This is a genomic window from Streptomyces sp. NBC_01016, assembly GCF_026341035.1.
Classification (GTDB): Bacteria; Actinomycetota; Actinomycetes; order Streptomycetales; family Streptomycetaceae; genus Streptomyces.
Map to the genome: position 1 here is coordinate 2,006,407 of NZ_JAPEOQ010000002.1, position 26,884 is coordinate 2,033,290.

The following is a 26,884-nucleotide window of genomic DNA, read 5'->3' on the forward strand; positions in this document are numbered from 1 at the left end:
TGCCGGGATGCCGGGGTGCCGGCGGCGGGGGACCGCGGTGCCGAGGGGCTTGGGTGCTTAACCGGCAGGTGAGCGCCGACCCGCGTCGCCTCACACCGCGACCGACGTCCTGCGCCCCAGTAGCCGCTGAATGTCCCGGACCGCGGACCGCCCCGCGCGGTTCGCACCGATCGTGCTCGCCGACGGGCCGTAGCCGACCAGGTGGATGCGGGGATCGAGGGCCGCGCGCGTGCCCTCCATCCGGATCCCGCCGCCCGCTTCGCGCAGCTTCAGCGGCGCCAGATGCTCGATGGAGGCGCGGAACCCGGTGGCCCAGAGGATCACGTCGGCCGCCACCTCGTGCCCGTCGTCCCAGGCCACACCGGTCGGCGTGATCCGGTCGAACATGGGGTGCCGGTCGAGGACACCGTTCGCGCGGGCCGCGCGGATCGCGTCGTTCACCGGAAGCCCGGTCACCGACACCACACTCAGCGGCGCGAGCCCCTGACGTACCCGCTCCTCGACCGCCGCCACGGCGGCCCGCCCCGCCTCCTCGCCGAAGGGGCCCTCGCGGAAGACGGGCGGCCGGCGGGTGACCCAGGTTGTCGAGGCGGCGCCCGGAGCGATCTCCATCAGGTGCTGCGTCCCTGAGGCCCCGCCGCCCACCACCACGACGCGCTGACCTGCGAACTCCTCCGGCCCTTGGTACTGCGCGGTGTGCAACTGCCGCCCGCGGAAGGTCTCCTGCCCCGGATAACGCGGCCAGAACGGCCGGTCCCAGGTGCCCGTCGCATTGATCAGGGCGCGTGTCGACCACACCCCGTCGGAGGTCTCGACGAGCAGCCGACCGTCCTCCCCTTCGCGCCCTTCGCGCCCCTCGCTTTCCTCGCGCACCGACCGCACGTCGACCGGGCGCCGTACGCGCAGATCGAAGGTCTCCTCGTACGAGGTGAAGTACCCGGAGATGACCTCCGAGGAGGGTCGCGCGGGGTCGGCGCCGGTCAGTTCCATGCCGGGCAGCGCGTGCATGCCGTGCACCTTGCCGTAGGTGAGCGAGGGCCACCGGAACTGCCAGGCGCCGCCGGGGCGGGGCGCGTGGTCGAGGACGACGAAGTCCCGCTCGGGCTCGAAGCCCACGCGGCGCAGGTGATAGGCGGCGGAAAGCCCTGCCTGGCCGGCGCCGATGACGACGACGTCGACTCGGCGCGGACCATCGGCGGAGGCGGCGTCTCGTACCCCGATGTCGTTCACGTTTCTACTAACTCCATCGGAGCGCGAGATCTTCCCGCGTGCGCCGACCAGGAAACGAGCGCCCCCCGTCAGCGCTCGCCCGCGACCATCAGCGCCCGCCCGCAACCGCCAGCGGCACACCGGACCGGCGCGCGACCGGCTCCACGAGCCCGCGTGCGGCCAGTTCGGGAATGACACCCTCCCCGAACCAGTACGCCTCCTCCAGATGCGGATACCCGGACAGCACGAAGTGCTCGATGCCGAGCGCGTGGTACTCCTCGATCCGGTCGGCGACATCGGCGTGGCTGCCGACGAGCGCCGTCCCGGCGCCACCGCGCACGAGACCGATCCCGGCCCACAGATTGGGCGAGATCTCCAGGCTCTTACGCTCACCGCCGTGCAGCGCCAGCATCCGCTGCTGCCCGACCGACTCGCTGCGCCCGAGCGCGGCCTGCGCGGCGGCGACGGCCTCGGGGGAGAGGTCGTCGAGCAGCCGGTCCGCCGTGGCCCACGCGTCCCGCGCGGAGTCGCGCGAGATCGAGTGCAGCCGGATCCCGAACCGCACGGTGCGCCCCTCGTGCTCGGCGAGCGAACGGATCCAGTCGATCTTCTCCTTCACCTGCTGCGGTGGCTCGCCCCACGTCAGATACACATCGGAGTGCCGCGCCGCGACCGGCCCCGCGGCGGCCGACGAGCCACCGAAGAAGATCTCCGGCCGCGGATCCGGCGGAAGCGCCGTGTAGCCGCCGTCGACCCGGTAGTGCTCCCCGGCGAAGTCGAACGGCTCCTGCGAGCTGCCGCCCCACACGCCACGCACCACCGAAAGGAACTCGTCGGTGCGTGCATAGCGCTGATCGTGGTCGAGATGGTCGCCGAAGCGCCGCTGCTCGGCCGAGTCACCACCGGTGACGACATTGAGCAAGAGCCTTCCGTTCGTGAGGCGTTGATACGTCGACGCCATCTGCGCGGCGAGCGTCGGCGAGATCACCCCGGGCCGGAACGCCACGAGGAACTTCAGGCGCTCGGTGTGCTGGGCGAGCGCGACCGTCGTCAGCCACGCGTCCTCGCACCACGTCCCGGTCGGAGTGAGCACGGCCTTGAAGCCCAACTGCTCGGCCGCCTTGGCGATTTGAACGAGATAGTCGAGGTCGGGCGCGCGCACTCCGGAGATCGGCCCGCCCGGCGAACGCTCAAGTGCCCCGCCGCTGAAGGCGTGCCGGTCGACGAGGGTGCGTCCGTCGCCGCCGGTCGGCAGGAACCAGTGCAGATGAACGTTCATGGGTTCAGGACTCCTTGCCGTATGTGCGCGGGGCGGTGGTGGAGGGCGGCAGCTTGTCGTTGAAGCGCGTGTCGACGTACTTCGAGAAGTCGACCTTGCGCGGAATCAACTTCAACTCAGTGAAGGAGTCGGCGATTTGCTGCTCAGAGGCGATCACGTTCTTGTCGACGGCGACCGTGACGCGTGTGCCGTTCGTACGCTTCACGGCGTCGTACGCCGCCCCGTACGGCAGTCCGGTGTCCTTGGCCCACACCTTCGCCCACGCCTGCGGGTGCTTGTAGACCCAGTTCTGGGCGCGCCGCAGCCGATCGAGATAGTCCTTGATGGCGGCGGACTTCTTCTTGTCGGCGAGGGCGATGGGGGAGGCGACCTGGAAGGCGAGCCCGTTGGTGACCCCGTCGCCGTCGGTGAGCACGCGACCGAGCTTCGCGCGCAACGCCTGCGAGGTGTACGGGTCCCAGACGGCCCACGCGTCGACCTTGCCCGCGGTGAACGCGGCCAGCGCGTCGGCCGGTTGAAGGTACTTGACCTTCACGTCCTTCAGCGCGAGCCCGACCTTCTTGAGCGAGGCGACGAGCTGGTAGTGCGCCGATGACCCCTGGGCCACCGCGATCGACTTGCCCTTGAGCCCCGCAGGACTCTTCAGTTTCGAGCCCTTCGGGACAAGGATCGTGTCCCCCTTGGCGGTCCCGTGGCTGGCGGACACCACCTTGATCTTCGAGTCGGCACCGGCCGCGAAGACGGGCGGTGTGTTGCCGACGCCGCCGATGTCCACGGCCTTGGCGTTGATGGCTTCGAGGAGCGGCGGCCCCGAGGTGAACGTGGACCAGCGAATCTTGTAGTCCAGGTCGTCAAGTTCACCGGCGGCCCTGAGTACGGCCTCCGAACCACCCTTCTGGTCACCGACGTTGAGGGTGAGTGACCCCTTCCCGTCGACGCCGCCACTGCCACCGCTGCCGGTGGATGTGCTGGCGGTGGTGGCGCCGGAGCAGGCGGCGAGCAGGAGGGCGAGGGGGGTGACGAGGGCGCCGGCTATGAGAGGGCGTCGCATGACAAGTCCGTTCAAAAATAGGGGGGCGATGAGAGAAGCGCGAGAAGGGGAGCGGAGATGGGGCGCGGAGATGGGGCGTGAAGATGGGGCGTGGAGATCGGGTCAGTGGGAGGACTCGTCCACACCCAGCCGGTTCAGCAGCTCGGCGCGCAGTTCGGCGAAGCGCGGATCGGTGAGATCGCGCGGCCGCTCCAGATCGATACGGGTCTCGTGGGCTATGACACCGTCGTCCATGACCAGCACCCGATCGGCGAGCAGTACCGCCTCCTCGACATCGTGGGTCACCAACAGCACGGCGCAGCCCCGCCGTTGCCACAACTCGCCGACCAGGCGCTGGGCCTTGATCCGGGTCAGCGCGTCGAGCGCGCCGAACGGCTCGTCGAGCAGCAGCAGATCGGGCTCGCGCACGAGGGCACGGGCGAGCGAGGCACGCTGGGCCTCGCCACCGGAGAGGGTCTTGGGCCAGGCGTCCGTACGGTGCCCGAGCCCCACCTCGTCCAACGCCCGCTCGGCGACGCCGCGTTCGGGCTTGCCCGGCAGGCCGAGCAGGACGTTGCGCCACACCCGCTTCCACGGCATGAGCCGCGGCGCCTGGAACGCGACGGCCTTGCGCCGAGGTACGAGTACGGTGCCTTCGATGTCGCGGTCGAGCCCGGCGAGGATGCGCAGCAGCGTGGACTTGCCGCACCCGCTGCGCCCGAGCAGGGCGACGAACTCCCCTGGCTTTACGTCGAGTTGAAGGTCATCGATGACGGCGCGCCCGTCAAAGGAACGGGAGAGACCTTCGACGCGCACGGCGGAACCGGCACCGATGGTGGTCTCGGGGGAAGGGGTCACCGGCCGGTGAACGTCGGTCGCCATTGCAGCAGCAGCCTTTCGAGGGAACGGACGACGAAGTCGGCGAGCAGGCCGAGGAACGCGTAGACGATCAGGCAGACGACGATGACGTCGGTGCGCAGGAAGTCCCGCGCCTGCACCATCAGGAATCCGATGCCGGCGTCGGCGTTGATCTGCTCGGCGAAGACGAGCGCCAGCCACGAGATGCCGAGCGAGTACCGCAACCCGGTCATGGCGCCAGGCAGCGCGCCCGGCAGCACGACATGACGCACGAGCCCCCATCGGCTCAGCCCCAACGACTCCCCGGCCTCGATGAGTTGGGAGTCGACACCACGAATCCCGGCATACACATTCAGGTACAGCGGAAAGGACACACCAAGGGTGATGATGGCTACCTTCGGCGCCTCACCGATGCCGAACCAGATGATGAACAGCGGAATCAGCCCGACGAACGGCACGGTCCGCAGCATCTGCACACTCGCGTCGACGAGATCCTCGCCGATCCGGAAGAGACCCGACACCAGCGCGAGCCCGGTCCCGACGACGACACCACACAGCAGCCCGACGGCGACGCGCTGCAGCGAGACACCCATGGCCGCGGGCAGCGACCCGTCGGACACGAGATCCGCACCGACCCGCGCGATGGTGCCCGGCGACGCCAACACCTCGGGCGTCAACACCCCTACAGACGTGAGGACTTGCCACAGTGCGAGAAGCAGCAACGGCCCACTGGTACGGCGCAGCCAACGGGGAACGCGGGTGCGTCGGGTGGAGGAAGGGACAAGGGGAACGAGCTCGGGCGACTGGCCAACTGCTTGGCCTTCGGACGCCTTGTCGGCGGCCTGCCCGGGTTCCTCCTCGGGCGACCGGGCAGACGAAACGGGCGGGGCATGACTGGTGCTCATGGCACTCCATGGCAGGCGAGGGCACGCCTCGGCGTCAGCGGGCGCGCGTCAGCGGCGCGCCGTCACGGCCGAACACCGAAGCGGCAACGAGAAGAGGGTGAGCGCAGAAGAGTGAAGAAGCGCAGAAGAAGCGAGAAAAGGCGTCAGCAGCCGCGGCGACACGCGGCAGAGGCCACCCGCAGCAGGTCGATGTGACCGCGCGTGGTGAGCATGGCTGAACGCAACATGCGGCAGAACGTATCCAGCTGTCGACGTACGGTCAATATCGTCTCAGCGGGTGGACCATGCGTACCGGCAGCCGGTCGCCCGAGCAGGCGCTCCGCAGTTCATCCGGGCGACAATGTCCCTATGTCAGACGTCTTCACGACCCGAGTCCTGGACATCACCACAGGCTCCACCGAGCGCATCGCCGACCTCACCCGCGACTGCGAGTCCTTCCTGCGCGAGGTCGCCCAAGGCCGCGACGGCCTCCTCAACCTCTTCGTCCCGCACGCCACGGCAGGCATCGCCATCATCGAAACGGGCGCCGGCAGCGACGACGACCTCCTCGCCGCCCTCCACACCCTCCTCCCCGCGGACGACCGCTGGCAGCACAGCCACGGCTCCCCGGGCCACGGCCGCGACCACGTCCTCCCGGCGATCGTGCCGCCGCATGCGACGTTGCCGGTGGTGCGGGGTGGGCTGGAGCTGGGGACGTGGCAGTCGGTGTGTTTGGTGGATACGAACAGGGACAATCCGCGGCGGCAGGTTCGCCTGTCGTTTCTCGGGTGACGGGGGCGTCGACTGTAGGCCTGAAGTTCGGCCGTACCAAGTGCACCTGAGATCGAACGGTGCCACTGCATAGGCGTTCTCGCACAGCAGCGCGTCGGCGCCCTTCTGCTATCGGGCCCTCCGATCATCGGGATTGGGCCGGGTGACGGCCAACATCGCCGCGTCGTCCTCCTGGTGGCCGCGGGTGTGCCGGACGACGGCCGAGCGGACTTCCCGGAGCAGCTCGGCGGGGCTGGTGAAGGTGCGGCCTCGGAGGGCGGTGGCCGGATCGTAGAAGGCTCCCCGGCGGTCGCGGGCCTCGGTCACCCCGTCGGTGACGAGCAGCAGGGTGGAGCCGGGCGGGAACGGGTGCTCGACCACCTCGTCCGCCTCGGGGGCGAGGTCGCCCAGGCCGAGCGGGAGGGACCACGTCGTCGGTTCCAGTACGTCCACCCCGCCGTCGGGGGTGAGTAGCAGCGCGGACGGGTGGCCGCGGCTGACCAGCCGCAGGGTACCGGTGTCGGTGGCGACCTCGGCGAAGACGGCGGTGACGAACGTTTCTTCGGACATCAGCCCGTGGTGGGCGGTGACGCCGCGGCGCACGGTGCCGTCCAACCGGTCGGCGACGGCGGCCAGGTCGGGCTCGTGCGTGGCGATCTCCCGGAAGGAGCCGACCACCAGGGATACGGTCTGCACCATCTGGAGGCCTTTGCCCCGTACATCGCCGACCACGAACCGGACTCCGTACGGGGTCTCCTGCGCGGCGTAGAGGTCGCCGCCGATGCGTGCCTCTGTGTCCGCCGCCCGGTAGCTCGCGGCCAGTCGCAGCCCGCCCACCTCCTCGGGCGGCGTAGGCAGCGCGGCCTGCGTGGTGACCGCCGCGATCGCCCTGGCCGAGGCAAGGCGCCGGGACTGACCGGCGGCGAGGCGGTTGATGGCGACGGCCGCCACGCAGACCGTGAACTGGCCGACCAGTTCCGCCACCGAAGCCGCGGAACCCACGTCCCCCGTGTCGTACTCGAGCCAGAACTGCACCACCATGCTGAGCGCGGCCGTCGCCAACGTGGCCCGCAGTGACTGCAGCGCAGCGGCCATCAGTACGGCGATCTCGAGAAAGTCCTGCGAGGAGATCTCGTCCGGGGCGCACTGGATGAAGAGCGCGCCTGCCAGGATCAGCAGCACCGGCACCAGGTCCACACCGCGCCTGGCGTACCGGGCGAGGCGTCCCGGCTTGCCGGTTCGAGCGTCCGCGATGGCGTCGAGGTCGATGGCAGGCTCTGGCAACTTTTCACCTTATGCGTGTTTCGCGATGAAACGGATCGTATGAGACGCCGTTCGGGACTGCCAGCCGGGCGCCGGCTGCCCATCTCAGGCTGTCCGGCGACGAACACCACCGGCCGCTCATGCGCACCCCGCGACAGTCGGCACGATCCGCCGCAGTCTCCCGGACCCCGCAGTGACGAGCTCCTCGGTATATGGGGTAAGTGGCATGCATCGAGCGAAAAGCGACTTACTGTCACATAATGGTGCCCGTCTCTGGATCAAGATCTCCGCTCGTGAGAGAGGGCTGCGATGGCAACGCCGAGCGCGACACGCAAGGGGACGACGGCGGCGCTCATCGCGCTGACCGCCGCGTCCTGCCTGCAGGTCGTGGACCCCACCGCCAACAACATCGCCATCGTCGGGGCGGGCAGCGATCTGGACATGTCCAGTTCGGGCCGCGCGTTCGCCGCCAGTGTCGGAACGCTGGCGCTGGCCGCGTTCATTCTGACGACGGGTTCGCTCGGCGACCGTCTGGGCCGCCGGAAGATCATGCGGCTCGGCCTGCTCACCGCGATCGTCGGCGGGGTGATCACGGCGATCGCGCCGACCACCGGCATCTTCATTCTGGGGCGCGCCGTGACCGGCCTCGGCATCGCCGCCTCGTTCGGCCTGAGCTTCGCGCTGCTGCGCGAGGTGGCGCCCGACGCGATCCCGAAGGCCGTGGCGTTCTGGCTCGCCGGGCAGACCGCCGCCGCGCTGGTGCTCGGTGTTGTCGCCGGGTGGATGGCCGGGTTCGGCTGGCGGCTCGGCTATCTGACGATGCCGATCATCGCGCTCGTTGCCTTCGTGATGTGTCTGCGCGGGCTGCCGGAAGCCAAGTCCGACGACGTCGGGCGCTTCGACTACGTGGGTCTCGGCTCGATCGCGATCTCACTGATCGGCCTCATCTACGGCCTGTCGAACTCTTCGACCTACGGCTGGGGCGCGGCGCAGGTGCTGGTTCCGCTGATCATCGGCGTCGTGTGCATGGTGGTGTTCATCTGGTGGGAGGCGCGGGTCAGCCATCCCGCGTTCCCGGTCAAGCTGTTCAAGGACCCCGAGTTGGCCGGCTCGGTCGCCACCGGGTTCTCGTTCAACATGTGGCAGGCCGTGGTGATGATTCAGCTGTCCATGCTGTGGCAGTACGTCTACCGCTACGAACCGGTCCAGGTCAGCCTCGGCCAACTCCCCATGAACCTCGCCATGGTGGTCGGGGCCATGGTCGCGGGGCGGCTGCTGTCCAAGGGCGTGCCCGCCTCCGTGAACCTGATCGTCGGTCACGTCCTGCTGATCGGGACGATGCTGGTGTTCGGCTTCTCCACGACCACGTCGCCGTACATCTTCTTCGCGATCCCGATGATCATCGGTGGCTTCGCGCGCATGCTCAACGAGACCACCATGGGCCAGTTCTTCGTGGCGAAGCCGCCGCCCGCGCTCACCGGCGCGATGGCCTCGTCCAAGACCGCCATCGGGCAGACCAGCTTCGCGCTGGGCACCGCGCTGTCCTCGACGTTCCTGTTCGGCCAGTACGGCCGCGGCATCGCCGACGCCCTGGAGAAGGCCAACGTGGAACCGTCCCAGCAGGGCTACTACACCGGAATGATCAACCAGTACGTGTCCGGCGGTGACATGTCCGACTACGACCCGGCCCTCGTGCACAAGGCCGTCGACCAGGCCTCGAAGGTCTTCGTGGACTCCCTCAGCGGCACGATGTTCATCATCGCGGGCTTCCTCGCCTTCTTCGCCGTGATCAGCACGCTGTTCTTCGCCAAGGCGAACCGCGACCGCAAGGCCGGCCGCCTCGTCGACGGCCCGCTCACCCTGGACGGCCGCCCCGCCGCTCTCGCCGACCAGACCACCGACCGGGCCTGACCCCCACCACACATCCGCCTGCCAGGAGCCACACCGCGCGGCGCCGCACAGCCCGGACGCCGCGCTCGAACACCGGGAGCACCGATGGGGACGCCAGACCTGATCCTCGCCCACGCCACCGTTCTGACCGTCGACGCGTCCGACACGGTCGCCGAGGCCGTCGCCGTCACCGACGGAAGGATCACGGCGGTCGGCAGTACGGCCGACGTCACCGCACTCGCGGGGCCCGCCACGGAGGTGATCGACCTGGAGGGCCGCACCGTCGTGCCGGGCTTCGTCGACGCCCACAGCCATGTGTCGATGGGCGCCCCGTACATCAAGCACGCCGCCCTGCACACACCACCGGTCGGCGACACCCGCACGGTGGCCGACATCCTCCGCAAGCTCCACGAGGCCAAGGAACGCAACCAACCGGGCCCCGACGACTACATCGTCGGATGGGCCCACTACCCGGACGCGATGGACGACGGCGGGGAGCTGACCGCCGAGATCCTCGACCGCGAGTTCCCCGACCACAAGGTCGCCGTCGTCCACATCTCCGCGCACGGCGGCACCGTCAACTCCCGCGTCCTCGCCGAACTCGGCTTCACCGCCGACACCCCGGACCCCGAGGGCGGCACGATCGTGCGCCGCCCGGGCACGAACGAACCCAACGGCATCCTGTGGGAGCAGGCCTGGATCCCGCTGGTGTTCAGCCTGATGGACTACGGTCGCGAAGAGTTCGACGCCATGCTCGCCGAGTACGCGCGCTGGGGCGTGACCACCGCCCAGGACGGCGCGGCCACCCAGGCCCAGATCGCCAAGGTGCGCGGTTACGCAGAACAGGCGCCGCTCCACATCGACGTACGGTCCCTGATCATCTACTCGGACCTCGCCAAGGCCCTGGAGTCCGGGCTCGTCGACACCACCGTCGACGGGCACACCGTGCAGGGCGTCAAGCTCATCATCGACGGGTCCCCGCAGGGCCGCACCGCGTTCGTCACCGAGGAGTACAAGACCGGTGGACCGGGCGGCGAGCAGTGCTGGCACGGCCTGGCCAACATGGACCAGGCGGAGACCGACGCCGTCGTCACCAAGGCGTACGAGAACGGTGTGCAGGTCTTCGCGCACTGCAACGGCGACGCCGCCATCGACCGGCTGCTCGCCGCACACCGCGCGGCGAAAACCGCGGGGGCCACCCCGCCGGGACGCACCGTCCCCATCCACTCGCAGGTCATGCGCCGCGAACAGCTCGACGAGTACGTCGCCGAGGGCTTCGAGCCGTCGATGTTCACCATCCACACCCTCCTCTTCGGTGACACGCACATCCGCAACTTCGGCGAGGAGCGTGCCTTCGGCATCTCCCCGATGCGCTCGGCGATCGACCGGGGACTGAAACCCACGAACCACTCGGACTACCCGGTCACCCCGATCAACCCCCTTGTGTTGCTGTGGAGTTCGGTCGCGCGGACCTCCACCGGCGGTGTCGTGCTCGGCGAGAACGAGCGCGTCACACCACTGGAGGGCCTGCGCGCGCTGACCATCAACGCTGCGTACGAACACCGCACCGAGGACGACCGCGGCTCCATCGAGACCGGCAAACTCGCCGACCTCGTCGTCCTCGACGCCAATCCGCTGGAGGTCGAGGTGGACGCGATCCGCGACATCGAGGTCCTGCGCACCATCAAGCGCGGCGTCACGGTGTACGAGGGGCGGTGAGCACCTCGGCCGGCGACACGACGGTCGCCGACGGCGTCGCACGGCGCCCCGGCGCGGCGATCCTCGCCCTCACCGTGGCGGGCGTGGCGCAGGCGGCGGACGTGTCGCTGCACAACACGGCCCTCGCGTCGGCCGCCGCCGAGTTCGGGATGTCCGCGACCCAGCGTTCCGTCGCCGCGTCCGCCGCTACTCTGGCGCTCGCCGCGTCCATCCTCGCGATCGGCACCGTCGGCGATCGTTACGGCCGCCGCCTGACGCTGCTGTGGTGCGCGGGAGCGCTGGTTGTAGGCGGTCTCGTCACCGCCGCGGCGCCGGACCTCACCGTTTACCTGATCGGGCGCGTGATCACCGGCATCGGCCTGGCAGGCACCCTCGCGCTGTCCATGGCCCTGATCCGCACGGTCGCTCCCGACCGCGTCCCCAAGGCCATGTCTCTGTACTTCACCGGCCAGGTGGGCATCGCGCTGCCGCTGACGGTGATCGGTGGCGGCCTCATCGGGGCGAACTGGCGGCTCGGCTACCTGGTGGTGCCCGTCGTCGCCGCGCTCGCCCTGATCCTCAACAAGGTCTACGTGCCCCGCTCCAAGGCCGTGCACCGCCGCAAGGCCGACCCGGTGGGCCTGGTGCTCGTCGCCCTCGGCCTGACGGGCCTCATCTGGGGCGTCAGCAACGCCTCCCACGGCTGGCTGACCGCACGGGTCCTCGTCCCGGTGGTGCTCGGCGTGGTGGCCCTCGTCGCGTTCGTATGGTGGGAGATCCGCTACGACGAACCCGCCCTGCCCGTCCACCTGTTCAAGAACCGCGGCCTCGCGGGTGCCCTCGTCGCCGACGTGTCCTTCAACATGTGGCAGGCCGTCATGGCACTCCAACTGGCACTGCTGTGGCAGTACGTCTACGCGTACAGCCCGCTCGGCGTGACACTCGGCCAGCTCCCCGCGACCCTCGCCATGGTGATCGGCGCGTTCGCGGCGGGCCGGCTCGCCGCGCGCGGGCGGAGGCCCGAGAGCCTGGTGCTGCTCGGCCTCGCCGGGGTGGCGCTCGCGATGTTCCTGCTCGCGGTGGCCGGCGCCTCGACACCGTACTGGGTGTTCGCCCTCGCTCTCGTCGTCGGCGGCTTCTCGCGGATGCTCACGGAGACCGCGGCGGGCGGCTTCTACGTCGAGGTACCACCGCCCGACCTCGTGGGCGTCACGGTGGCCAGCAAACCGGCGGTCGGCCAGGCATCCTTCGCCCTCGGCTCAGCGATCAGCTCGACCCTGCTCTACGGGGGCCTGGGCCGCGGCCTGCCGGACAAGCTGGCCGACCTCGGCCTGACACCGTCGGAGCAGACCACGGTCGCCGGCTGGTTCCAGGACGGCAAGGTGCCCGAGTGGGCGAAGGGCACCGACCTCATGAAGCAGGTCGTCGCCGCTTCCACCGACACCTACATCACCGCCTACCGGACCACGATGCTCGTCTTCGCCGTCGTCTTCACCTTCCTGTTCGGACTCGCCTGGCATTTTCTGCGACGGCGCCCACCGGAGCGCCCTTGACTGCACAACGGCAATACCGCACTGAAGCTCCCCCATGGCCGTGGACAGCGGGTACTTACGCTGCGGTGGTGAAGTCGTGTTGCCATCGGACTCGGGTTTCGAGTGGGGTGGCGGACACCAACAGGGACAATCCTCGCCGGCAGGTTCGACTGTCGTTTCTCGGGTGACGAGGCAGCCGTTAAGCGCCCGTCGCGCTCGTCAGCAGCATGCTGAGGTCGAGCGCCGGTGCGCTGTGGGTGAGTGTTCCTACGGAGATCTTGTCCACTCCGGATTCGGCGATCGGCCTGAGGCGTTCGAGGGTGATCCCTCCGGATGCCTCCAGGACGACTCGTCGGCCTGGGGCGATGTCGTCCCGGGCCCGAACGACCTCTCCGATTTCGGTGACGGACATGTCGTCGAGCATGATCCAGGAAGCGCCCGCGTGGAGGGCTTCAACTGCTTGAGACACGTTCTCGACCTCGACGTCGATGAGTGTCTCGCGGCCCTCATCGGCCATGCCCGCGCGGACGGCGTCGATCGCCGGGGTGATGCCGCCGGCGGCCGCTATGTGGTTCTCCTTCAGCAGCACCATGGCCGAGAGGTCGAGCCGATGGCTGCTCACACCGCCTGACGCGGCAGCGTACTTGTCGATGGCACGCAGGCCGGGGGCTGTCTTGCGGGTGTCGAGCACTTGCACGCCCAGGTCGGCGACCACGTCGACGTATGCCTTGGCGAGGGTGGCGATGCCGCACATGCGTTGGAGAAAGTTGAGGACGGTGCGTTCGCCCGTCAGGAGGCTGCGGGTTCTGCCGCTGAGTCGGACCACTGCCTGGCCCTGGTGGGCGAAGCTCCCCTCCGGTACGAGCTCCTTCACGAAGACCTCGGTGTCGATCTGACGGAACACCTCGGAGACCGTTTGCAGGCCGCAGACGGTGCCGGGCTGCTTGGCGATGATCTCGGCCTCGTCGTGAAGTTTCGCGGGGACGGCCCAGCGGGTGGTGATGTCGTCGTTCGCGTGATCCTCTGCCAGTGCCCGGGTGACGGCTTGGCGTACCGCTGAGGCGGGGTAGTCCATAGGGTCCTCACTTGTCACGTAAGGCCGGGGCGGTGAACGTCACCGCTCCTGGTCCGTGGAACGTCCTGTTTCGAGTTCGGCGGCCCAGCGTTCCGCCCACGAGTGCAGGCCGAGCAGCTCCTCGTACGCCTCTCGCCCCAGTTTTGTGAGGCGGTAGCTCTCCTGGCCGCCGCGCTCCACCAGTTGGGCGTCCTGCAGCTCAACCAGGCGCTGGCGCAACACACTTGAGGACATGCCGTCGCACTGCTGCTGCAGTGCCCGGAAGCCCAGCGGGTCGTCGCGCAGTTCCCACAGCACCCGCAGGGTCCAGCGGCGGCCGAACAGGTCGAGTGCCGCCATCAAGGGGCGGCCTGTGGTCGAGCCGCGCACCGGGTGTCCCGGCTTCGGGGGCGAAGGCATCGTCCGAGCCTCCTCTCTGTGCAGTCCGAGAAGCCTGGCGCTTCGGTTTTAGAAACACTACGCTCCCGGTATTGCTTTGAAAAGAGAAGCGCTGGGAGGTTCCATGCCCGAACGCATCACGCCCCTGGAAGCGCCCTACGAACCGGAGACCGCGGCGCTGCTACGCCGGATGATGGCGACCGACGAGGAGCCCATCGCCCTGTTCCGTCTGTACGCGCACCACCAACAGCTTGCCGAGGCACTGCACGGCTGGGGTTCCTATCAGCTCAGTCGCCGCCTCGGCCTGGGGCTGCGCGACCGGGAAATCGTGATCGACCGCACCTGTGCCCGCTGCGGCTGCGAGTACGAATGGGGTGTGCACGTCGCACGCTTCGCGGCACGCGCCGGACTCACCGATGACCAGGTCGCGTCCTTGACCCATGGCGCGAGCGCGGATCCGTGCTGGACGGCGGAGCGCGACCGCCTGCTGCTCGACGCCACGGACGCACTCCACGACCACCACGACATCGACGACCTGCTCTGGGCGCGCCTCGACGCGGAGTTCGCCCCCGAGCAGCTCCTGGATCTGTTCATGCTGTGCGGTTGGTACCACGCCGTCAGCTACACCGCCCGGGCCACCAGACTCACTCCCGAGCCCGGGACACCGCGGTTCCACGACGTCCGCCCTGCGGGGTGCGGCCGAGGTCCCGTGTGAACCTGCAACGACGCACGGCCCCACGCACCGTCATGCTGCTCGGCGGCATCGGCATGTACCTCCTGGTCACCCGCTATGTACTCACGCTTCGGCCATCGCCTCGTTCGGCACGGGGTGATGTGTCGGTCAGCGAGGACCATGCGGCGACGCCACCTCGCTGACCAACACCTGGGGCAGCAGGTGCAAGGTGAACCAGAACGTCGGGAACGGGTTCGTGCCGGGGGTCGCGTCGGTCAGGCGCCACCCGGTGAACCTGGAACGGAGTTCGTCCGCGGTGACCCCGGAGAACCGGTCGTCGAGCACCCCGGGGCCGTAGCCGAACATCAGCAACCGTGCTCCCGGTGCGGCCCGCGCCGTGAGACCGGCCGCATAGGCGTCGCGGCGATGTGTCGGAATGCCGCAGTAGCAGCTCAGGTCGAAGAACAGGTCGTACGGGCCGGGCACGCCCGCCTCGTCAAGGCGCGTGGCGTCCCCGCACAGCACCGTGACGTCCACTTCCGCCGCGTCGGCCTTCTCCCGGGCCCGCAGGACCGCACGGTCGACCAGGTCCACGGCCGCCACCCGCCAGCCGTGCCGGGCCAGGTACACGGAGTTGGTCCCGGTGCCGCAGCCGAGTTCGAGGGCGCGGCCGGGTGGCAGCGCACCGGGTCCCTCCACCACGTCCACCAGTTCGGGCGGTGTGACGCCGCTGTCCCACGGCGGCTTGCCGTCCCGGTAGTAGTCCTCCAACGCGCGGCGCACCGCCGCCTCTTGGTCGAGCTCCGCAGCCGTTCGTGTCTCTTGCATCGCTGCCCCCGTCCAAGAAGTTAGAGTTGAACTCTAGTGCCTGACTCTAGAGATAGACTCCGGGCATGGCGGCGGTCAAGGGATCCGACACAGGTACCGGCAAACACATCGATAAGCGCATCGACAAGCGGCCCGACAAGAGGGCCGAGCGTTCGCGGCGCACCCGTGAGAAGGTCGTCGCGGCCGCGCGGGACCTCTTCGTCGCGCAGGGGTATGGGGCGACGAGTCTCCAGGAGGTCGCGGACCGCGCGGGCGTGGCCGTGCAGACGGTGTACTTCGTGTTCCGCAACAAGCGCGCGCTGTTCAAGGACGTCGTCGACACGTCCATCGCCGGTGACGTCGAACCGGTCGCGACGATGGAGCGGGACTGGTTCCGCGACGCGTGCGCCGAGCCCACCGCGGCCGGCCAACTCCGCGCCCACGTGCGGGGGGTGCGCGAAATCCTCGGCCGGGTCGCCCCGATCATGCCGCTCATCGCGGCCGCCGCGGCCACGGATCCGGAGATCGCCGCGCAGTGGCCCGCGAGCCCGGACCCGCGCTACACCGTCCAGTACGCCGCGGCCGAAGCGCTGGTCACCAAGCCCGACGCCCGCGCCGACGTCGATGTCGCCCGCGCCGCCGATCTGCTGTACGGGCTGCTCAGCCCCGAGCTGTACCTGGTCCTCGTCCGTGACCGCGGCTGGTCCCCGGACGCCTGGGAGGAATGGGCCTGCGCGGCCCTGACCGCCGACCTCTGCGCCGACCACGAGTAAAAGGCTCTAACAAAAGCTGCTGATCATGAGTGTTTCGGTCTGTCTGTCCGTAGGTCTGGTCATGGGAGAGCGTCAGTCGCGGCCATGGATCGTGTCGGACGAACTGTGGTCGATGATCGAGCCGTTGCTGCCGAAGCCGGGCCCGAAGAAGGTCGAGGGCAGACCACGGGTCCCGGACCGGCAGGCACTGTGCGGGATCCTCTTTGTGCTGCACACCGGCATCCAATGGGAGTACCTGCCCCAGGAGTTGGGCTTCGGCTCGGGCATGACCTGCTGGCGCCGGCTGGCCGCCTGGAACGAGGCGGGGGTGTGGGACGAACTGCACCTGGTGCTGCTGAAGAAGCTACGGTCGGCGGGCAAGCTGGACTGGTCCCGGGCGGTGATCGATTCCTCGCACGTGCGGGCCGCTCGGCGGGGCCCAAAAGTGGGCCGAGCCCGGTCGACCGCGCGCGGCCGGGCAGCAAGCACCACGTGCTCACCGACGGCCAGGGCATCCCGCTCGCCGTATCGCTGACCGGCGGCAACCGCAACGACGTCACTCAACTCCTGCCCCTGCTCGACAAGGTCCCCGCCGTGGCAGGCACGGTCGGACGGCCACGCAAGCGGCCGGACCTGTTGTTCGCTGACCGCGGCTACGACCACGACATCTACCGGCGCCAGGTACGACAGCGCGGCATCCGCCCGGTCATTGCCGAACGCGGTCAGCCGCACGGCACCGGACTGGGCACCTTCCGGTACGTGGTCGAGCGCACCATCGCGTGGCTGCACGGCTTCCGTCGTCTCCGCATCCGCTGGGAGCGGCGTGACGACATCCATGAAGCCTTCCTCGGGCTGGCCGCCTGCCTGATCACTCATCGGCACGTCCAACGCCTTTGTTAGCACCTCTTAGGGCCCTTCTGACGGATCTTGCTGGAGTCGCGGGGTCTGGCACGCGCATCTGCGGCGTTGTCGTCGGTTGCCAACGCTCCGCGTTGTCGCCCTCCTCCGCCTTGCAGCTGCACGCACCAGACCCCGCTCGCGGAGCCGGATGATATGCGGCCGCCCGCATCCAGCCTGATCCGTCAGAAGGACCCCAGCCGCGTTCGCACGAGGGCTATCACTGGCTGTACGTCCTCAAGGGCCGGCTGCGTCTCCTGCTCGGCAACCAGGACGTCGTCCTCACGGAGGGCGAGGCCGCCGAGTTCGACACCCACCTCCCGCACTGGTTCGGCAACGCCGACGAACGCGCCGTGGAATTCCTCAGCATCCTGGGCCCCCAGGGCGAGCGCATGCACATCAAGGCCCGCTTCCGGCCGGACGAGAGTTAGGTCCGACCGAAACGGCCCATCAAATGGCGCCGGCGAACGGGTGTGCGGGCGCAGCGCGCTCAGGTATTCGGTCGCAGGTGCGAACGCTCATACCAGAGCGGGACCTCGGCCGTCGGAGTTTGTCAACTGCCCCGCGCGTATATGCCGTTGGCGACTACCGTGTGTGCTCGCCGTGCGACGCCCGGTCGCACTGCCTGCTGTCTCTCCAGCTGCCGAGCCACCCCCTGAACTCACAGAACCGAGGACGAGGTCGCCGTATGTCCCAGCTCCGCCAGCCGGCCGCCCGCGCAGACCGCCGCGAAGGCGGTCGGCACGGCAGGCCGGCCGGGCGGGCCGCGCCACAGCCGACCGAGACCCACATACGTTCCCAACTCCTGCGCATCGCCATCCTTCCGCCGCTCGCTGTGGCCCTCGGCGCGAGCGCGGCCGTGTTGTTCGTCCTCCAGCACACGGGGGTGCGGCCCAGCGCGACGCTGTGGGCGGTGCTCGGCGGGGCCTGCCTGGTGACGGTCGCGGGCATCGTGATCGCCGCCATCGCCGCGCGGCGCACCGCGGCCGTCGTACGCGACCGGGTGCTCGCACTGCGTCAGGGCACCGCGCACCGGCAGTCCGAACTGCGCGCTCTGGTCGAGCAGTTGCGTAAGGGCGAGGCCCCGCCGCCGCGCCGCGCACCCGCCGTCGGCGCGCCCGGAGGCGACGACTTCGACCGGCTCGGCGTCGACCTCGCGCGCGGCCACGACATCGCGGTGACCGCCGTCGTCCAGGCCACCCAGCTGTCCAGCCAGGCGGGCAGCCGGCAGAAGGTCGAGGTGTTCGTGAACCTCGCCAGGCGCCTGCAGTCGCTCGTGCACCGGGAGATCAGCCTGCTCGACGAGCTGGAGAACCAGGTCGAGGACCCCGACCTGCTCAAGGGCCTCTTCCACGTCGACCACATGGCCACGCGCACCCGTCGGCACGCCGAGAACCTCGCCGTGCTCGGCGGCGCCGTCTCGCGCCGTCAGTGGAGCCACCCCGTGTCCATGACCGAGGTGATGCGCTCCGCGATCGCCGAGGTCGAGCAGTACTCGCGGGTCAAACTCGTGCCGCCGATCGACGGCACGCTGCGCGGGCACGCGGTCGCCGACTGCATTCACCTGCTGGCCGAACTCGTCGAGAACGCCACGGTGTTCTCCGCCCCGCACACCCAGGTCCTGCTCCGCGCCAACCAGGTGACGTCCGGACTCGCCATCGAGGTGGAGGACCGCGGCCTCGGCATGCCGGTCACCGAGCAGAACAAGATGAACACGCTGCTCACCGACCCCGACCAGGTCAACGTGGCCAGTCTCCTCGCCGACGGCCGCATCGGCCTGTTCGTGGTCTCGCAGCTCGCGCGGCGGCACGGCATCACGGTGCGGCTCCAGACCAATATCTACGGGGGAGTGCAGGCGGTCCTCGTGCTGCCCCAGGACCTGCTCGGCGGCGACGGCGACACGGACGGCGCGGGCGTGCGCATCCCGCACGTGCGCAAGGCCGCCGCGGCGGCGACCGCGAACAGCGTGCTCGGCGGCGAGCCCACGCCGTCGGCGAACGGCCACCGGGCGGGGCCGCCGCCGCAGTCCGCCCCGGACACCAACGGCACCCGGCCCGCACCCGCCAACGCGCCCGCCCCGGCGCCCCCTTCACCCGCACCGCTCCACGGAGCCGTCTCCGTGGTCCCCCGACAGCCGCCCACGGGAACGTCCCCTGCGGGCGCGCCGACGGGAACGCCCCTTGCGGGCATGCCCACGGGAACTCCTCCTGCGGGCACGCCCACGGGAACGCCTCCTACGGGCACGCCCACAGGAACGCCCCCTGCGGGAACGCCGATTGGCGCGCCTCCCTCCGCCCCGCCGACCGACACACCCACCACGGGCACGCCTCCCGCCGGCACCCCAACGGGCCTGCCGGCCAGGGGCGCACCCCTCAACGGCGCCAGCACTGGCATCGGCACCGGCACCGGCACGCCCACAGGAACGCCTCCCAACGGCACATCACCCGCAACACCACCCGCCCCCTCCCGCCCCGGAACCCACGCCGCCCCCCTCCCACAGCGCATCGCCGGCGACTCCCGCCCCACCCCCGCCGACGCCGTCCCCGGCATCCGCCCCGAGACCCGCGAGGCCGCGGCCCACGCCGAGCCCCCGGTCGCCCGTCCCGAAGGAGCCGTGCGAGGCACCATGGGCCGGCCCCAACTGCCGCGCCGCAGGGCCCAGGAGCACATCGCCCCGCAACTGCGCGGCGGCCCCGCACCGCGCCACGAGGACGCGACCCCGTCCGTGCACGACCCCGGCCTCATGGCCGCCTTTCAGCGCGGCATCACGCTCGCCGAGTCGGCCGAACCACGCGCCCCCGGCGACGAGGGGCCGGACGCTCAGCGGTGGGAGCCGGGCCCCGACGACCGAGGCGGCGCCCCTGCATGACGACCGTGACGCCGCACATGCGCCCGCCCCCGCCCTCGTACACGTACGCGCACGCCACCACGCACGCGTACCCACCCGAAAGCCCGCACCGCACCCGCACCCGCCCCCGCCGATCCCCCACCTCTTCGCACCACACCCAGCAGTCCACCAAGGAGTCGATCCCCCATGGCGAGCGATGTGCCGACGGGTCATGTGTCCGATCTCGACTGGCTGATGAGCGGCCTCGTCCAGCGCGTTCCCCACACCAACAGCGCCGTGCTGCTGTCCTCCGACGGGCTCGTCAAGTCCGTGCACGGGCTCGACGCCGACAGCGCCGACCACATGGCGGCCCTCGCCTCGGGCCTCTACTCGCTCGGTCGCAGCGCGGGCATCCGGTTCGCCGACGGAGGCGACGTACGGCAGGTGGTGGTGGAGCTCGACTCGGCACTGCTGTTCGTGTCGACCGCGGGCTCCGGCACCTGCCTCGCGGTCCTCGCCGGGCGCGACGCGGACGCGGCCGTGCTCGGCTATGAGATGGCCATGCTCGTCAAGAGCGTGCGCCCCTACCTGGTGACCGCACCCCGGCAGCCCTCCGCCGAGCCCACGGCGATGAGGAATTGACGGTGGCGGCCCCGCAGGACGGGCCATGGCTGGACGGCGCCGCGGGCCGGCTCGTGCGTCCGTACGCGATCAGCAACGGACGCACCCGGCCGAGTACGTCGATGGATCTGCTCACCCATGTGATGGCCACAGGGGCGACCCCCCTCGGCTACCTGGGTCCGGAACACAGCCAGGCGCTCGACCTGTGTGCGCAGCCCACATCGGTCGCGGAGATCGCCGGTCATCTGAAGCTCCCCGCAGGCGTGACCAAGGTGCTCCTCTCCGACCTCGTCGACTGCCAAGCCATCACCACCAAGCCCCCCACGTTCCACGACAACCCCACTGACCGGTCCCTACTGGAGGCAGTGCTCGATGGACTACGACGCCAGCTCTGACCCTTTCCCCACCGCACTGAAGATCTTGGTCGCGGGCGGGTTCGGGGTCGGCAAGACGACCTTCGTAGGGGCCGTCAGCGAGATCGCTCCGCTCAGCACGGAAGAACTGCTCACCACGGTCAGCGCGGATACCGACAACCTCGACGGCATCGAGAACAAGGTCGAGACGACCGTCGCGATGGACTTCGGGCGGATCACCCTGGACCCCGAGCATGTCCTCTATCTGTTCGGCACGCCGGGCCAGGAGCGCTTCTGGTTCATGTGGGACGAGCTGTCCGAGGGCGCCCTCGGAGCGGTCATCCTCGCGGACACACGCCGCCTGGAGGACTGCTTCGCCGCCGTCGACTTCTTCGAGGAGCGCGGTATGGGCTTCATCGTGGCGGTCAACGAGTTCGACGGCGGCTACCGCTACGAGGCCGAGGAGGTCCGCGCCGCCATCGACCTGGACCCGGCGGTGCCCGTCGTGCGCTGCGACGCGCGCATCTCGAGCTCCGGCATCCAGACGCTGCTCACCCTCGTACGACACCTGCTGGCGCACGCACCCGCGACCGCCACGGGGTTCGGAGCCCACACGTGACGTACGACGCGACCAGGAGGCTGCTGCTGACCCCGCAGGATCAGGAGGGCGTCGAGCGGGCCCGCCGGTTGCGAAGGCTCGACCTGGGGCAGCGCGCCGAGCCGGTGTTCGACCGCTTCGCGGACCGGCTCGCCGAGGTGACGGGCGCGCCGTACGCCATGGTCAACTTCATTGACGAGAACCGGCAGTTCTTCGCCGGGCTGCACACCCCCGACGGGGACCACCGCGGCGGCGAACTCGGCGCGGTGGCCGCCGCGGCTGCCAAATCGACGTCTACGGAAGGTGAAGTGGCGCGCTACATGGCGCGCGATCACGGTTACTGCCCACATGTAGTCGTGCGGCGCAAAGCACTCGTCCTTGAAGACGTGTGCGACTATCCGCGCTTCGCGGGCAACCCTGTAGTCGACGAAATCGGCATCCGCTCCTACTTGGGCGCGCCTTTGATCGACGAGCGCACGGGGCTCGCGCTCGGCACCGTGTGCGCGGTCGCGACCGAGCCCCGCCCGTGGGGACAGGCGGGGCTCGCGACCATCAAGTCGATGGCGGGTGAACTGATGCAACTGGTGCGGGGGCGGGGCGACCTGCTCGGTTAGGTTCTGTCGTTCGGATCAGGTCAGGCCCGCACCGCACGGGCGTCCCGGCGCTGCTTGACGTAACCGCCCGCGGCCAGCGCGACCACCAGGATCGCCGAGACGAACAGCTGGTTGCGGCCGTCGGCGGTGCTGGCCATGACCACGAAGACGCCCGCGATCGCCGCCAGGGCGAGCCACGTCAGATACGGGAAGCCCCACATCTTCACGGTGAGCAGCTCGGGCGACTCGCGCTCCAGGCGGCGGCGCATCTTCAGCTGCGCGAGGCAGATGAAGACCCAGCCGACGAGGATGGCGACACCGGTCGTGTTCATCAGCCAGGTGAACACGGTGTCGGGCCACCAGACGCCGGCGAACACCGCGAAGAAGCCGAACAGGCAGGACGTGAGCACCGCGGCCACCGGCACGCGGCGGTGCACCCGGCCCAGGAAGCGCGGGCCGAGGCCGCGCGAGACGAGCGAGTAGGCCATGCGGGACGAGCCGTAGATGTTGGCGTTCATCGCCGACAGCAGGGCGACGAGGATGACGACCTGCATGATGGTGCCGGCGGCCGGGATACCGAACTCGTTGAGGACCGTGACGTACGGGCCGTCGGTGGCGACGTTCGGGTCGTTCCACGGCACCAGGGCGACGACGAGCGCCATGGACCCTACGTAGAAGAGCGCGATGCGCCACACGGCGGTGCGCACGGCGCGTGCCACGTTCTCGCGCGGCTTGTCGGACTCGGCGGCGGCGATGGACACCGTCTCCAGGCCGCCGTACGCGAAGACGGCGGTGAGCAGTCCGGCGATCAGGCCGGAGCTGCCGGTGGGGAAGAAGCCGCCCCGGCCGGTGAGGTTCGAGGCGCCGGGGGCGTCACCGAAGACGCCGAAGATGCCCAGGATGCCGAGGACCAGGAACGCGCAGATCGCGGTGACCTTCAGGGCCGAGAAGAAGAACTCGAACTCGCCGAAGTTGCGCACGGCGGCCAGGTTGCTCAGGCAGAAGAACACCATGAAGACGGCGACCCACCCGTAGGCGGGCAGGAACGGCACCCAACCGTGCATGATCTGCCCGGCCGCCGTCGCCTCCGCGGCCACACCGCAGGTCAGCATGACCCAGTACATCCAGCCGGAGGTCGCCCCCGCCCAGGCGCCGAGTTCGCGTTCGGCGTGCACGGAGAACGAGCCGGTGGCCGGCCGCGCGGCGGACATCTCGCCGAGCATTCGCATCAGCAGCATGACCACGAACCCGGCGCCCGCGAAGAGCAGTACGACCGCGGGCCCCGCGGCGGCGATCCCGGCACCCGACCCTACGAAGAGGCCCGCGCCGATGACACCGCCGAGGGCGATCATCGAAAGGTGCCGCTGCTTGAGGCCGTGGCCGAGTTCCGTGCCGGTGGAGGCGTCCTCGACGTCGCCCGGCGTGGCGCCGACGTCGGATCCGGCTCCTGGCCGGTCCGTGACGGAGGTCCGTGTCATGGTCGTGCCTGTTCGCTATCTGAGACGGGTTGAAGTGCGGCGACAGTATGCGACCAAGTGGGATGCGATGCGTCGAGCGTCCGTTATTCGGACACTCCGTTCGTTGAGCGGATCAACCGGCCTTCAGTACGTCTTCGGTGTGCCCTCTGAAATGCCCTCAACAGGCCTTTGAACAGGGGGTTCTTCAGCGCGGCCGCTTGAACCACTGGCGCGCCGACGCCTGCGACAGCAGCACGATCAGGGTGATGGTCCCCGCGAGCGGCAGGAGGCCGCTCACGCTTTGACTCCTGCCCATGGCGGCGAGGAACAGCAGGATCTGCATGCTCGCCAGAACGACCACTGTGACGCGCACGCCGTTGCCCGCCGACCGGAAGCTCAGGGCGAAGCCGCCGATCACCAGGACCAGCACGCTGCTGCCCAGCACCTGCCCGGCGGCCTCCGCGCCCAGCAGTGCGCCCATGGCGATCGAACCGATGATGCTCAACCCCACAAGGACGAAGGCGAACACGCGCGCGACGCGCACGCTGGACGGCATCTCCGGTATCGGCGGCATTCCGAGGCCTGGCCCGTAGCCGTATCCGTGCCCGTATCCGGGTGCCTGTGCGTACCCCGGGCCTTGCCCGTAGCCGGGCGGCTGACCGTAGGCCTGTGGCTGACCGTGAGCCTGCGGCTGTCCTGGCGGGCCGAACTGCCCGTACTGGCCTTGCTGCTGACCCTGCTGTCCGTACGGGGGCTGCTGGCCCTGTTGCCCGTACTGGCCCTGTTGTCCGTACGGGTCGGGGTTCTGGGGTGGCGGTGTGGTCATCGAAACTCCGTGGATGTCCGTGGGTGGTGGATGTGTGGGCGCCGTGAAGCTGCAGAGCATAGCGAAAGCGTGTGCGAGGGCAGGGCGTTGGCCGCCTCCTGCGGGGCGGCAGGCAGGCCTGTAGGAAACCTGGGGCGCCGCTTAAGAAAACCTCGATGGACCGAACGCGCCGCGTACGGAAGAGTCTGCGGTGTCGGCGGACCGCATACGGGACGTATCCGGATGACTGCCGCAGCGCACCCCACCACCCACTCTCCCTCGCACGGGGGCCGGTTCGCCCTGCCCGCGTGCGCGACGACAGGAGTCGAACCCTTGAAGGCACTGGTCAAGGAGAAGGCCGAACCGGGTCTGTGGCTGACGGACGTCCCCGAGCCCGGCGTCGGCCCCGGGGACGTACTGATCAAGGTCCTGCGCACCGGGATCTGCGGCACCGATCTGCACATCCGCAGCTGGGACGGCTGGGCGCAGTCGACCATCAGCGCGCCGCTGGTCGTGGGCCACGAGTTCGTCGGCGAGGTCGTCGGGACCGGCCGCGACGTGAGTGACATCGCCGTGGGCGACACGGTCAGCGGCGAGGGCCACCTGGTGTGCGGCAAGTGCCGCAACTGCCTTGCCGGGCGCCGCCACTTGTGCCGCGCGACCGTCGGCCTCGGCGTCGGCCGCGACGGCGCGTTCGCCGAGTACGTGGCGCTGCCCGCGTCGAACGTGTGGGTGCACCGCGTCCCCGTCGACCTCGATGTCGCCGCGATCTTCGACCCGTTCGGCAACGCCGTGCACACCGCGCTGTCCTTCCCGCTCGTCGGCGAGGACGTACTGATCACGGGAGCAGGACCCATCGGCCTGATGGCGGCGGCCGTCGCCAAGCACGCCGGTGCCCGCAACGTCGTCGTGACCGACGTCAGCGAGGAGCGTCTGCGCCTTGCGCGGAAGGTGGGCGTGAGCCTCGCCCTGAACGTGGCGTCCTCGACCATCGCCGACGGCCAGCGCCAACTCGGCCTGCGCGAGGGCTTCGACGTGGGCCTGGAGATGTCCGGCAACCCCGTCGCCATGCGCGACATGCTCGCGAACATGACCCACGGCGGCAGGATCGCCATGCTCGGCCTGCCGTCCGAGGAGTTCGCCGTCGACTGGGCGCGGATCGTCACCTCGATGATCACCATCAAGGGCATCTACGGCCGCGAGATGTTCGAGACCTGGTACGCGATGTCGGTGCTCCTGGAGGGCGGCCTCGACCTGTCCCCGGTGATCACGGGCCGCTACGCGTACACCGACTTCGACGCGGCGTTCGAGGACGCGGCGAGCGGCAAGGGCGGCAAGGTCATCCTGGACTGGGCTGTCTGAATTTCGAGCTCGCTCGCCGTCGCCGCACCGTGGAACGCCGCCAACGCCACCTGCATCCGTAAGGAAGACCCCATGTTCGACAACGTACGCGCCGACATCCAGGCCACCCTCGACGAGATCGCCGCCGCGGGCCTGCACAAGCCCGAGCGGGTCATCGGCACCCCGCAGTCCGCCACCGTCGACGTCACCGCGGGCGGCCGCCCCGGCGAGGTGCTCAACTTCTGTGCGAACAACTACCTGGGCCTCGCCGACCACCCCGACGTGATCGCGGCGGGCCACGCGGCCCTCGACCGCTGGGGCTACGGCATGGCGTCCGTCCGCTTCATCTGCGGCACGCAGGAGGTCCACAAGGAGCTGGAGGCGCGCCTCTCGGCCTTCCTCGGCCAGGAGGACACGATCCTGTACTCCTCCTGCTTCGACGCCAACGGCGGCGTCTTCGAGACCGTGCTCGGCCCGGAGGACGCGGTCATCTCCGACGCCCTCAACCACGCGTCGATCATCGACGGCATCCGCCTGTCCAAGGCGAAGCGCTTCCGCTACGCCAACCGCGACATGGCCGACCTGGAAGCGCAGTTGAAGGCGGCGTCCGGGTCCCGCAGGAAGCTGATCGTCACGGACGGCGTCTTCTCCATGGACGGCTACGTGGCGCCGCTCGCCGACATCTGCGACCTCGCCGAGCGCTACGACGCCATGGTCATGGTCGACGACTCGCACGCGGTCGGCTTCGTCGGCCCCGGCGGCCGCGGCACCCCCGAGCTGCACGGCGTCATGGACCGCGTCGACATCATCACCGGCACCCTCGGCAAGGCCCTGGGCGGGGCCTCCGGCGGCTACGTCGCGGCGCGCGCGGAGATCGTCGCGCTGCTGCGCCAGCGTTCGCGCCCGTACCTGTTCTCCAACAGCCTCGCCCCGGTCATCGCGGCCGCCTCCCTGAAGGTCCTCGACCTCCTCGAATCGGCCGGCGACCTGCGCGAGCGCCTCGCGGCGAACACCAAGCTGTTCCGTACGCGGATGGCTGAGGAGGGCTTCGACATCCTCCCCGGCGACCACGCGATCGCCCCGGTGATGATCGGCGACGCCTCCGTCGCGGGGCGCATGGCCGAGCTCCTCCTGGAGCGCGGCGTCTACGTGATCGGCTTCTCGTACCCGGTGGTGCCGCAGGGCCAGGCGCGCATCCGCGTCCAGCTGTCGGCGGCGCACTCCACGGAGGACGTGAACCGGGCGGTGGACGCGTTCGTGGCGGCGCGCGCCGAGCTGGGCTGACGCCGCCCG

The 26,884-nt window shown here is 69.8% G+C and carries 26 protein-coding genes and 1 pseudogene; 15 read left to right on the forward strand and 12 right to left on the reverse strand.

Annotated elements, in window-relative coordinates; translation table 11 throughout:
- Positions 1–90: 90 nt before the first annotated feature.
- The 6 genes from OG746_RS35880 to OG746_RS45575 form a co-directional block, all read right to left on the reverse strand.
- Complete coding sequence (locus OG746_RS35880) at positions 91–1,230, reverse strand: NAD(P)-binding domain-containing protein (protein WP_266722409.1); 1,140 nt, start codon at positions 1,228–1,230, stop codon at positions 91–93.
- Between the two features lie 88 nt (positions 1,231–1,318).
- Positions 1,319–2,488 carry an LLM class flavin-dependent oxidoreductase gene (locus OG746_RS35885; protein WP_266722411.1) on the reverse strand — a complete coding sequence of 390 codons (1,170 nt, stop codon included), beginning with the start codon at positions 2,486–2,488 and terminating at the stop codon, positions 1,319–1,321.
- 4 nt (positions 2,489–2,492) lie between these two features.
- Entirely contained in the window at positions 2,493–3,539 is a 1,047-nt protein-coding gene (locus tag OG746_RS35890) for an ABC transporter substrate-binding protein (protein ID WP_266722413.1), read from the reverse strand.
- A 102-nt stretch (positions 3,540–3,641) separates the two neighbouring features.
- Entirely contained in the window at positions 3,642–4,400 is a 759-nt protein-coding gene (locus OG746_RS35895; protein WP_266722414.1) for an ABC transporter ATP-binding protein, read from the reverse strand.
- On the reverse strand, positions 4,373–5,281 hold the full coding sequence (locus OG746_RS35900; RefSeq protein ID WP_266722415.1) for an ABC transporter permease: 909 nt from the start codon (positions 5,279–5,281) through the stop codon (positions 4,373–4,375). The genes OG746_RS35895 and OG746_RS35900 overlap by 28 nt, the downstream gene beginning before the upstream one ends.
- 143 nt (positions 5,282–5,424) lie before the next feature.
- Positions 5,425–5,508, reverse strand: a complete 84-nt coding sequence (locus tag OG746_RS45575; protein WP_351276907.1) for a putative leader peptide — start codon at positions 5,506–5,508, stop codon at positions 5,425–5,427.
- A 121-nt stretch (positions 5,509–5,629) separates the two neighbouring features.
- On the opposite strand from OG746_RS45575, the gene OG746_RS35905 reads away from it, so the two are divergent.
- A complete protein-coding gene (locus tag OG746_RS35905; protein WP_266722416.1) occupies positions 5,630–6,052 on the forward strand; it encodes a YjbQ family protein in 423 nt (140 codons plus the stop codon).
- A 108-nt stretch (positions 6,053–6,160) separates the two neighbouring features.
- Here the strand turns inward: OG746_RS35905 and OG746_RS35910 are convergent, their stop codons facing one another.
- Positions 6,161–7,315, reverse strand: coding sequence for a PP2C family protein-serine/threonine phosphatase (locus OG746_RS35910; RefSeq protein WP_266722417.1), 1,155 nt, complete (start codon positions 7,313–7,315; stop codon positions 6,161–6,163).
- 288 nt (positions 7,316–7,603) lie between these two features.
- Here OG746_RS35910 and OG746_RS35915 point away from each other — a divergent pair, with 288 nt between their 5' ends.
- The 3 genes from OG746_RS35915 to OG746_RS35925 all read left to right on the forward strand — a co-directional run bounded on the left by OG746_RS35915 (position 7,604) and on the right by OG746_RS35925 (position 12,435).
- Positions 7,604–9,205 carry an MFS transporter gene (locus tag OG746_RS35915; RefSeq protein WP_266722418.1) on the forward strand — a complete coding sequence of 534 codons (1,602 nt, stop codon included), beginning with the start codon at positions 7,604–7,606 and terminating at the stop codon, positions 9,203–9,205.
- 84 nt (positions 9,206–9,289) lie between these two features.
- The gene (locus tag OG746_RS35920; protein ID WP_266722419.1) at positions 9,290–10,903 is read left to right on the forward strand and encodes an amidohydrolase; all 1,614 of its coding nucleotides are present in this window, start codon (positions 9,290–9,292) and stop codon (positions 10,901–10,903) included.
- On the forward strand, positions 10,900–12,435 hold the full coding sequence (locus tag OG746_RS35925) for an MFS transporter (protein ID WP_266722420.1): 1,536 nt from the start codon (positions 10,900–10,902) through the stop codon (positions 12,433–12,435). The genes OG746_RS35920 and OG746_RS35925 overlap by 4 nt, the downstream gene beginning before the upstream one ends.
- 178 nt (positions 12,436–12,613) lie before the next feature.
- Here the strand turns inward: OG746_RS35925 and nadC are convergent, their stop codons facing one another.
- Together nadC and OG746_RS35935 are read right to left on the reverse strand one after the other, a co-directional pair.
- Positions 12,614–13,489 carry a carboxylating nicotinate-nucleotide diphosphorylase gene (gene nadC / locus OG746_RS35930; RefSeq protein ID WP_266722421.1) on the reverse strand — a complete coding sequence of 292 codons (876 nt, stop codon included), beginning with the start codon at positions 13,487–13,489 and terminating at the stop codon, positions 12,614–12,616.
- Between the two features lie 39 nt (positions 13,490–13,528).
- Positions 13,529–13,888: a winged helix-turn-helix transcriptional regulator gene (locus OG746_RS35935; protein ID WP_266722423.1), complete on the reverse strand. Its 360-nt coding sequence runs from the start codon at positions 13,886–13,888 to the stop codon at positions 13,529–13,531.
- Positions 13,889–13,991: 103 nt separating this feature from the next.
- On the opposite strand from OG746_RS35935, the gene OG746_RS35940 reads away from it, so the two are divergent.
- Positions 13,992–14,582, forward strand: a complete 591-nt coding sequence (locus tag OG746_RS35940; protein ID WP_266722425.1) for a carboxymuconolactone decarboxylase family protein — start codon at positions 13,992–13,994, stop codon at positions 14,580–14,582.
- A 126-nt stretch (positions 14,583–14,708) separates the two neighbouring features.
- Here OG746_RS35940 and OG746_RS35945 read toward each other — a convergent pair whose 3' ends face one another.
- On the reverse strand, positions 14,709–15,368 hold the full coding sequence (locus OG746_RS35945) for a class I SAM-dependent methyltransferase (protein ID WP_266722426.1): 660 nt from the start codon (positions 15,366–15,368) through the stop codon (positions 14,709–14,711).
- 65 nt (positions 15,369–15,433) lie between these two features.
- Here OG746_RS35945 and OG746_RS35950 point away from each other — a divergent pair, with 65 nt between their 5' ends.
- From OG746_RS35950 to OG746_RS35985, 8 genes and pseudogenes are all read left to right on the forward strand, one after another.
- Positions 15,434–16,120 (forward strand): TetR/AcrR family transcriptional regulator, encoded by a 687-nt coding sequence (locus OG746_RS35950; protein ID WP_266722427.1) that lies wholly within the window; start codon positions 15,434–15,436, stop codon positions 16,118–16,120.
- Between the two features lie 61 nt (positions 16,121–16,181).
- A protein-coding gene (locus OG746_RS35955; RefSeq protein ID WP_443059774.1) for an IS5 family transposase occupies positions 16,182–16,999 on the forward strand; the annotation gives its coding sequence in 2 pieces (ribosomal slippage) (positions 16,182–16,511 and positions 16,514–16,999; 816 coding nt in all).
- Positions 17,000–17,190: 191 nt separating this feature from the next.
- Positions 17,191–17,427, forward strand: a pseudogene (locus OG746_RS35960) (cupin domain-containing protein); the annotation flags it as partial.
- A gap of 257 nt (positions 17,428–17,684) precedes the next feature.
- Positions 17,685–19,865 (forward strand): ATP-binding protein, encoded by a 2,181-nt coding sequence (locus OG746_RS35965; protein ID WP_266722428.1) that lies wholly within the window; start codon positions 17,685–17,687, stop codon positions 19,863–19,865.
- Positions 19,866–20,030: 165 nt separating this feature from the next.
- Entirely contained in the window at positions 20,031–20,465 is a 435-nt protein-coding gene (locus tag OG746_RS35970) for a roadblock/LC7 domain-containing protein (RefSeq protein ID WP_266722430.1), read from the forward strand.
- 2 nt (positions 20,466–20,467) lie between these two features.
- On the forward strand, positions 20,468–20,839 hold the full coding sequence (locus OG746_RS35975) for a DUF742 domain-containing protein (RefSeq protein WP_266722432.1): 372 nt from the start codon (positions 20,468–20,470) through the stop codon (positions 20,837–20,839).
- Entirely contained in the window at positions 20,817–21,416 is a 600-nt protein-coding gene (locus OG746_RS35980; protein ID WP_266722434.1) for a GTP-binding protein, read from the forward strand. Before OG746_RS35975 ends, OG746_RS35980 begins: the two co-directional genes overlap by 23 nt.
- Positions 21,413–22,009, forward strand: a complete 597-nt coding sequence (locus tag OG746_RS35985; RefSeq protein ID WP_266722435.1) for a GAF domain-containing protein — start codon at positions 21,413–21,415, stop codon at positions 22,007–22,009. The genes OG746_RS35980 and OG746_RS35985 overlap by 4 nt, the downstream gene beginning before the upstream one ends.
- 20 nt (positions 22,010–22,029) lie before the next feature.
- Here the strand turns inward: OG746_RS35985 and OG746_RS35990 are convergent, their stop codons facing one another.
- Positions 22,030–23,466, reverse strand: a complete 1,437-nt coding sequence (locus OG746_RS35990; RefSeq protein WP_524540518.1) for an amino acid permease — start codon at positions 23,464–23,466, stop codon at positions 22,030–22,032.
- A 184-nt stretch (positions 23,467–23,650) separates the two neighbouring features.
- Positions 23,651–24,271, reverse strand: a complete 621-nt coding sequence (locus OG746_RS35995; RefSeq protein ID WP_266722436.1) for a hypothetical protein — start codon at positions 24,269–24,271, stop codon at positions 23,651–23,653.
- Between the two features lie 312 nt (positions 24,272–24,583).
- Here OG746_RS35995 and tdh point away from each other — a divergent pair, with 312 nt between their 5' ends.
- Positions 24,584–25,612, forward strand: a complete 1,029-nt coding sequence (gene tdh / locus OG746_RS36000; protein WP_266722437.1) for an L-threonine 3-dehydrogenase, zinc-binding type — start codon at positions 24,584–24,586, stop codon at positions 25,610–25,612.
- 72 nt (positions 25,613–25,684) lie between these two features.
- Positions 25,685–26,875 carry a glycine C-acetyltransferase gene (gene kbl / locus OG746_RS36005; protein ID WP_266722438.1) on the forward strand — a complete coding sequence of 397 codons (1,191 nt, stop codon included), beginning with the start codon at positions 25,685–25,687 and terminating at the stop codon, positions 26,873–26,875.
- Positions 26,876–26,884: the final 9 nt, after the last annotated feature.

What these genes read in the sequence shown, in the direction of transcription:
- kbl (WP_266722438.1), top strand. Translation starts at nt 25,685, where the DNA reads ATGTTCGACAACGTACGCGCCGACATCCAGGCCACCCTCGACGAGATC.
- OG746_RS35950 (WP_266722427.1), top strand. Translation starts at nt 15,434, where the DNA reads ATGGCGGCGGTCAAGGGATCCGACACAGGTACCGGCAAACACATCGAT.
- nadC (WP_266722421.1), bottom strand. Translation starts at nt 13,489, where the DNA reads ATGGACTACCCCGCCTCAGCGGTACGCCAAGCCGTCACCCGGGCACTG.
- OG746_RS35995 (WP_266722436.1), bottom strand. Translation starts at nt 24,271, where the DNA reads ATGACCACACCGCCACCCCAGAACCCCGACCCGTACGGACAACAGGGC.
- OG746_RS35980 (WP_266722434.1), top strand. Translation starts at nt 20,817, where the DNA reads ATGGACTACGACGCCAGCTCTGACCCTTTCCCCACCGCACTGAAGATC.
- OG746_RS35895 (WP_266722414.1), bottom strand. Translation starts at nt 4,400, where the DNA reads ATGGCGACCGACGTTCACCGGCCGGTGACCCCTTCCCCCGAGACCACC.
- OG746_RS45575 (WP_351276907.1), bottom strand. Translation starts at nt 5,508, where the DNA reads ATGTTGCGTTCAGCCATGCTCACCACGCGCGGTCACATCGACCTGCTG.
- OG746_RS35890 (WP_266722413.1), bottom strand. Translation starts at nt 3,539, where the DNA reads ATGCGACGCCCTCTCATAGCCGGCGCCCTCGTCACCCCCCTCGCCCTC.
- OG746_RS35970 (WP_266722430.1), top strand. Translation starts at nt 20,031, where the DNA reads ATGGCGAGCGATGTGCCGACGGGTCATGTGTCCGATCTCGACTGGCTG.
- OG746_RS35900 (WP_266722415.1), bottom strand. Translation starts at nt 5,281, where the DNA reads ATGAGCACCAGTCATGCCCCGCCCGTTTCGTCTGCCCGGTCGCCCGAG.
- OG746_RS35945 (WP_266722426.1), bottom strand. Translation starts at nt 15,368, where the DNA reads ATGCAAGAGACACGAACGGCTGCGGAGCTCGACCAAGAGGCGGCGGTG.
- OG746_RS35965 (WP_266722428.1), top strand. Translation starts at nt 17,685, where the DNA reads ATGTCCCAGCTCCGCCAGCCGGCCGCCCGCGCAGACCGCCGCGAAGGC.
- OG746_RS35905 (WP_266722416.1), top strand. Translation starts at nt 5,630, where the DNA reads ATGTCAGACGTCTTCACGACCCGAGTCCTGGACATCACCACAGGCTCC.
- OG746_RS35940 (WP_266722425.1), top strand. Translation starts at nt 13,992, where the DNA reads ATGCCCGAACGCATCACGCCCCTGGAAGCGCCCTACGAACCGGAGACC.
- OG746_RS35935 (WP_266722423.1), bottom strand. Translation starts at nt 13,888, where the DNA reads ATGCCTTCGCCCCCGAAGCCGGGACACCCGGTGCGCGGCTCGACCACA.
- OG746_RS35885 (WP_266722411.1), bottom strand. Translation starts at nt 2,488, where the DNA reads ATGAACGTTCATCTGCACTGGTTCCTGCCGACCGGCGGCGACGGACGC.
- OG746_RS35920 (WP_266722419.1), top strand. Translation starts at nt 9,290, where the DNA reads ATGGGGACGCCAGACCTGATCCTCGCCCACGCCACCGTTCTGACCGTC.
- OG746_RS35990 (WP_524540518.1), bottom strand. Translation starts at nt 23,466, where the DNA reads ATGACACGGACCTCCGTCACGGACCGGCCAGGAGCCGGATCCGACGTC.
- OG746_RS35915 (WP_266722418.1), top strand. Translation starts at nt 7,604, where the DNA reads ATGGCAACGCCGAGCGCGACACGCAAGGGGACGACGGCGGCGCTCATC.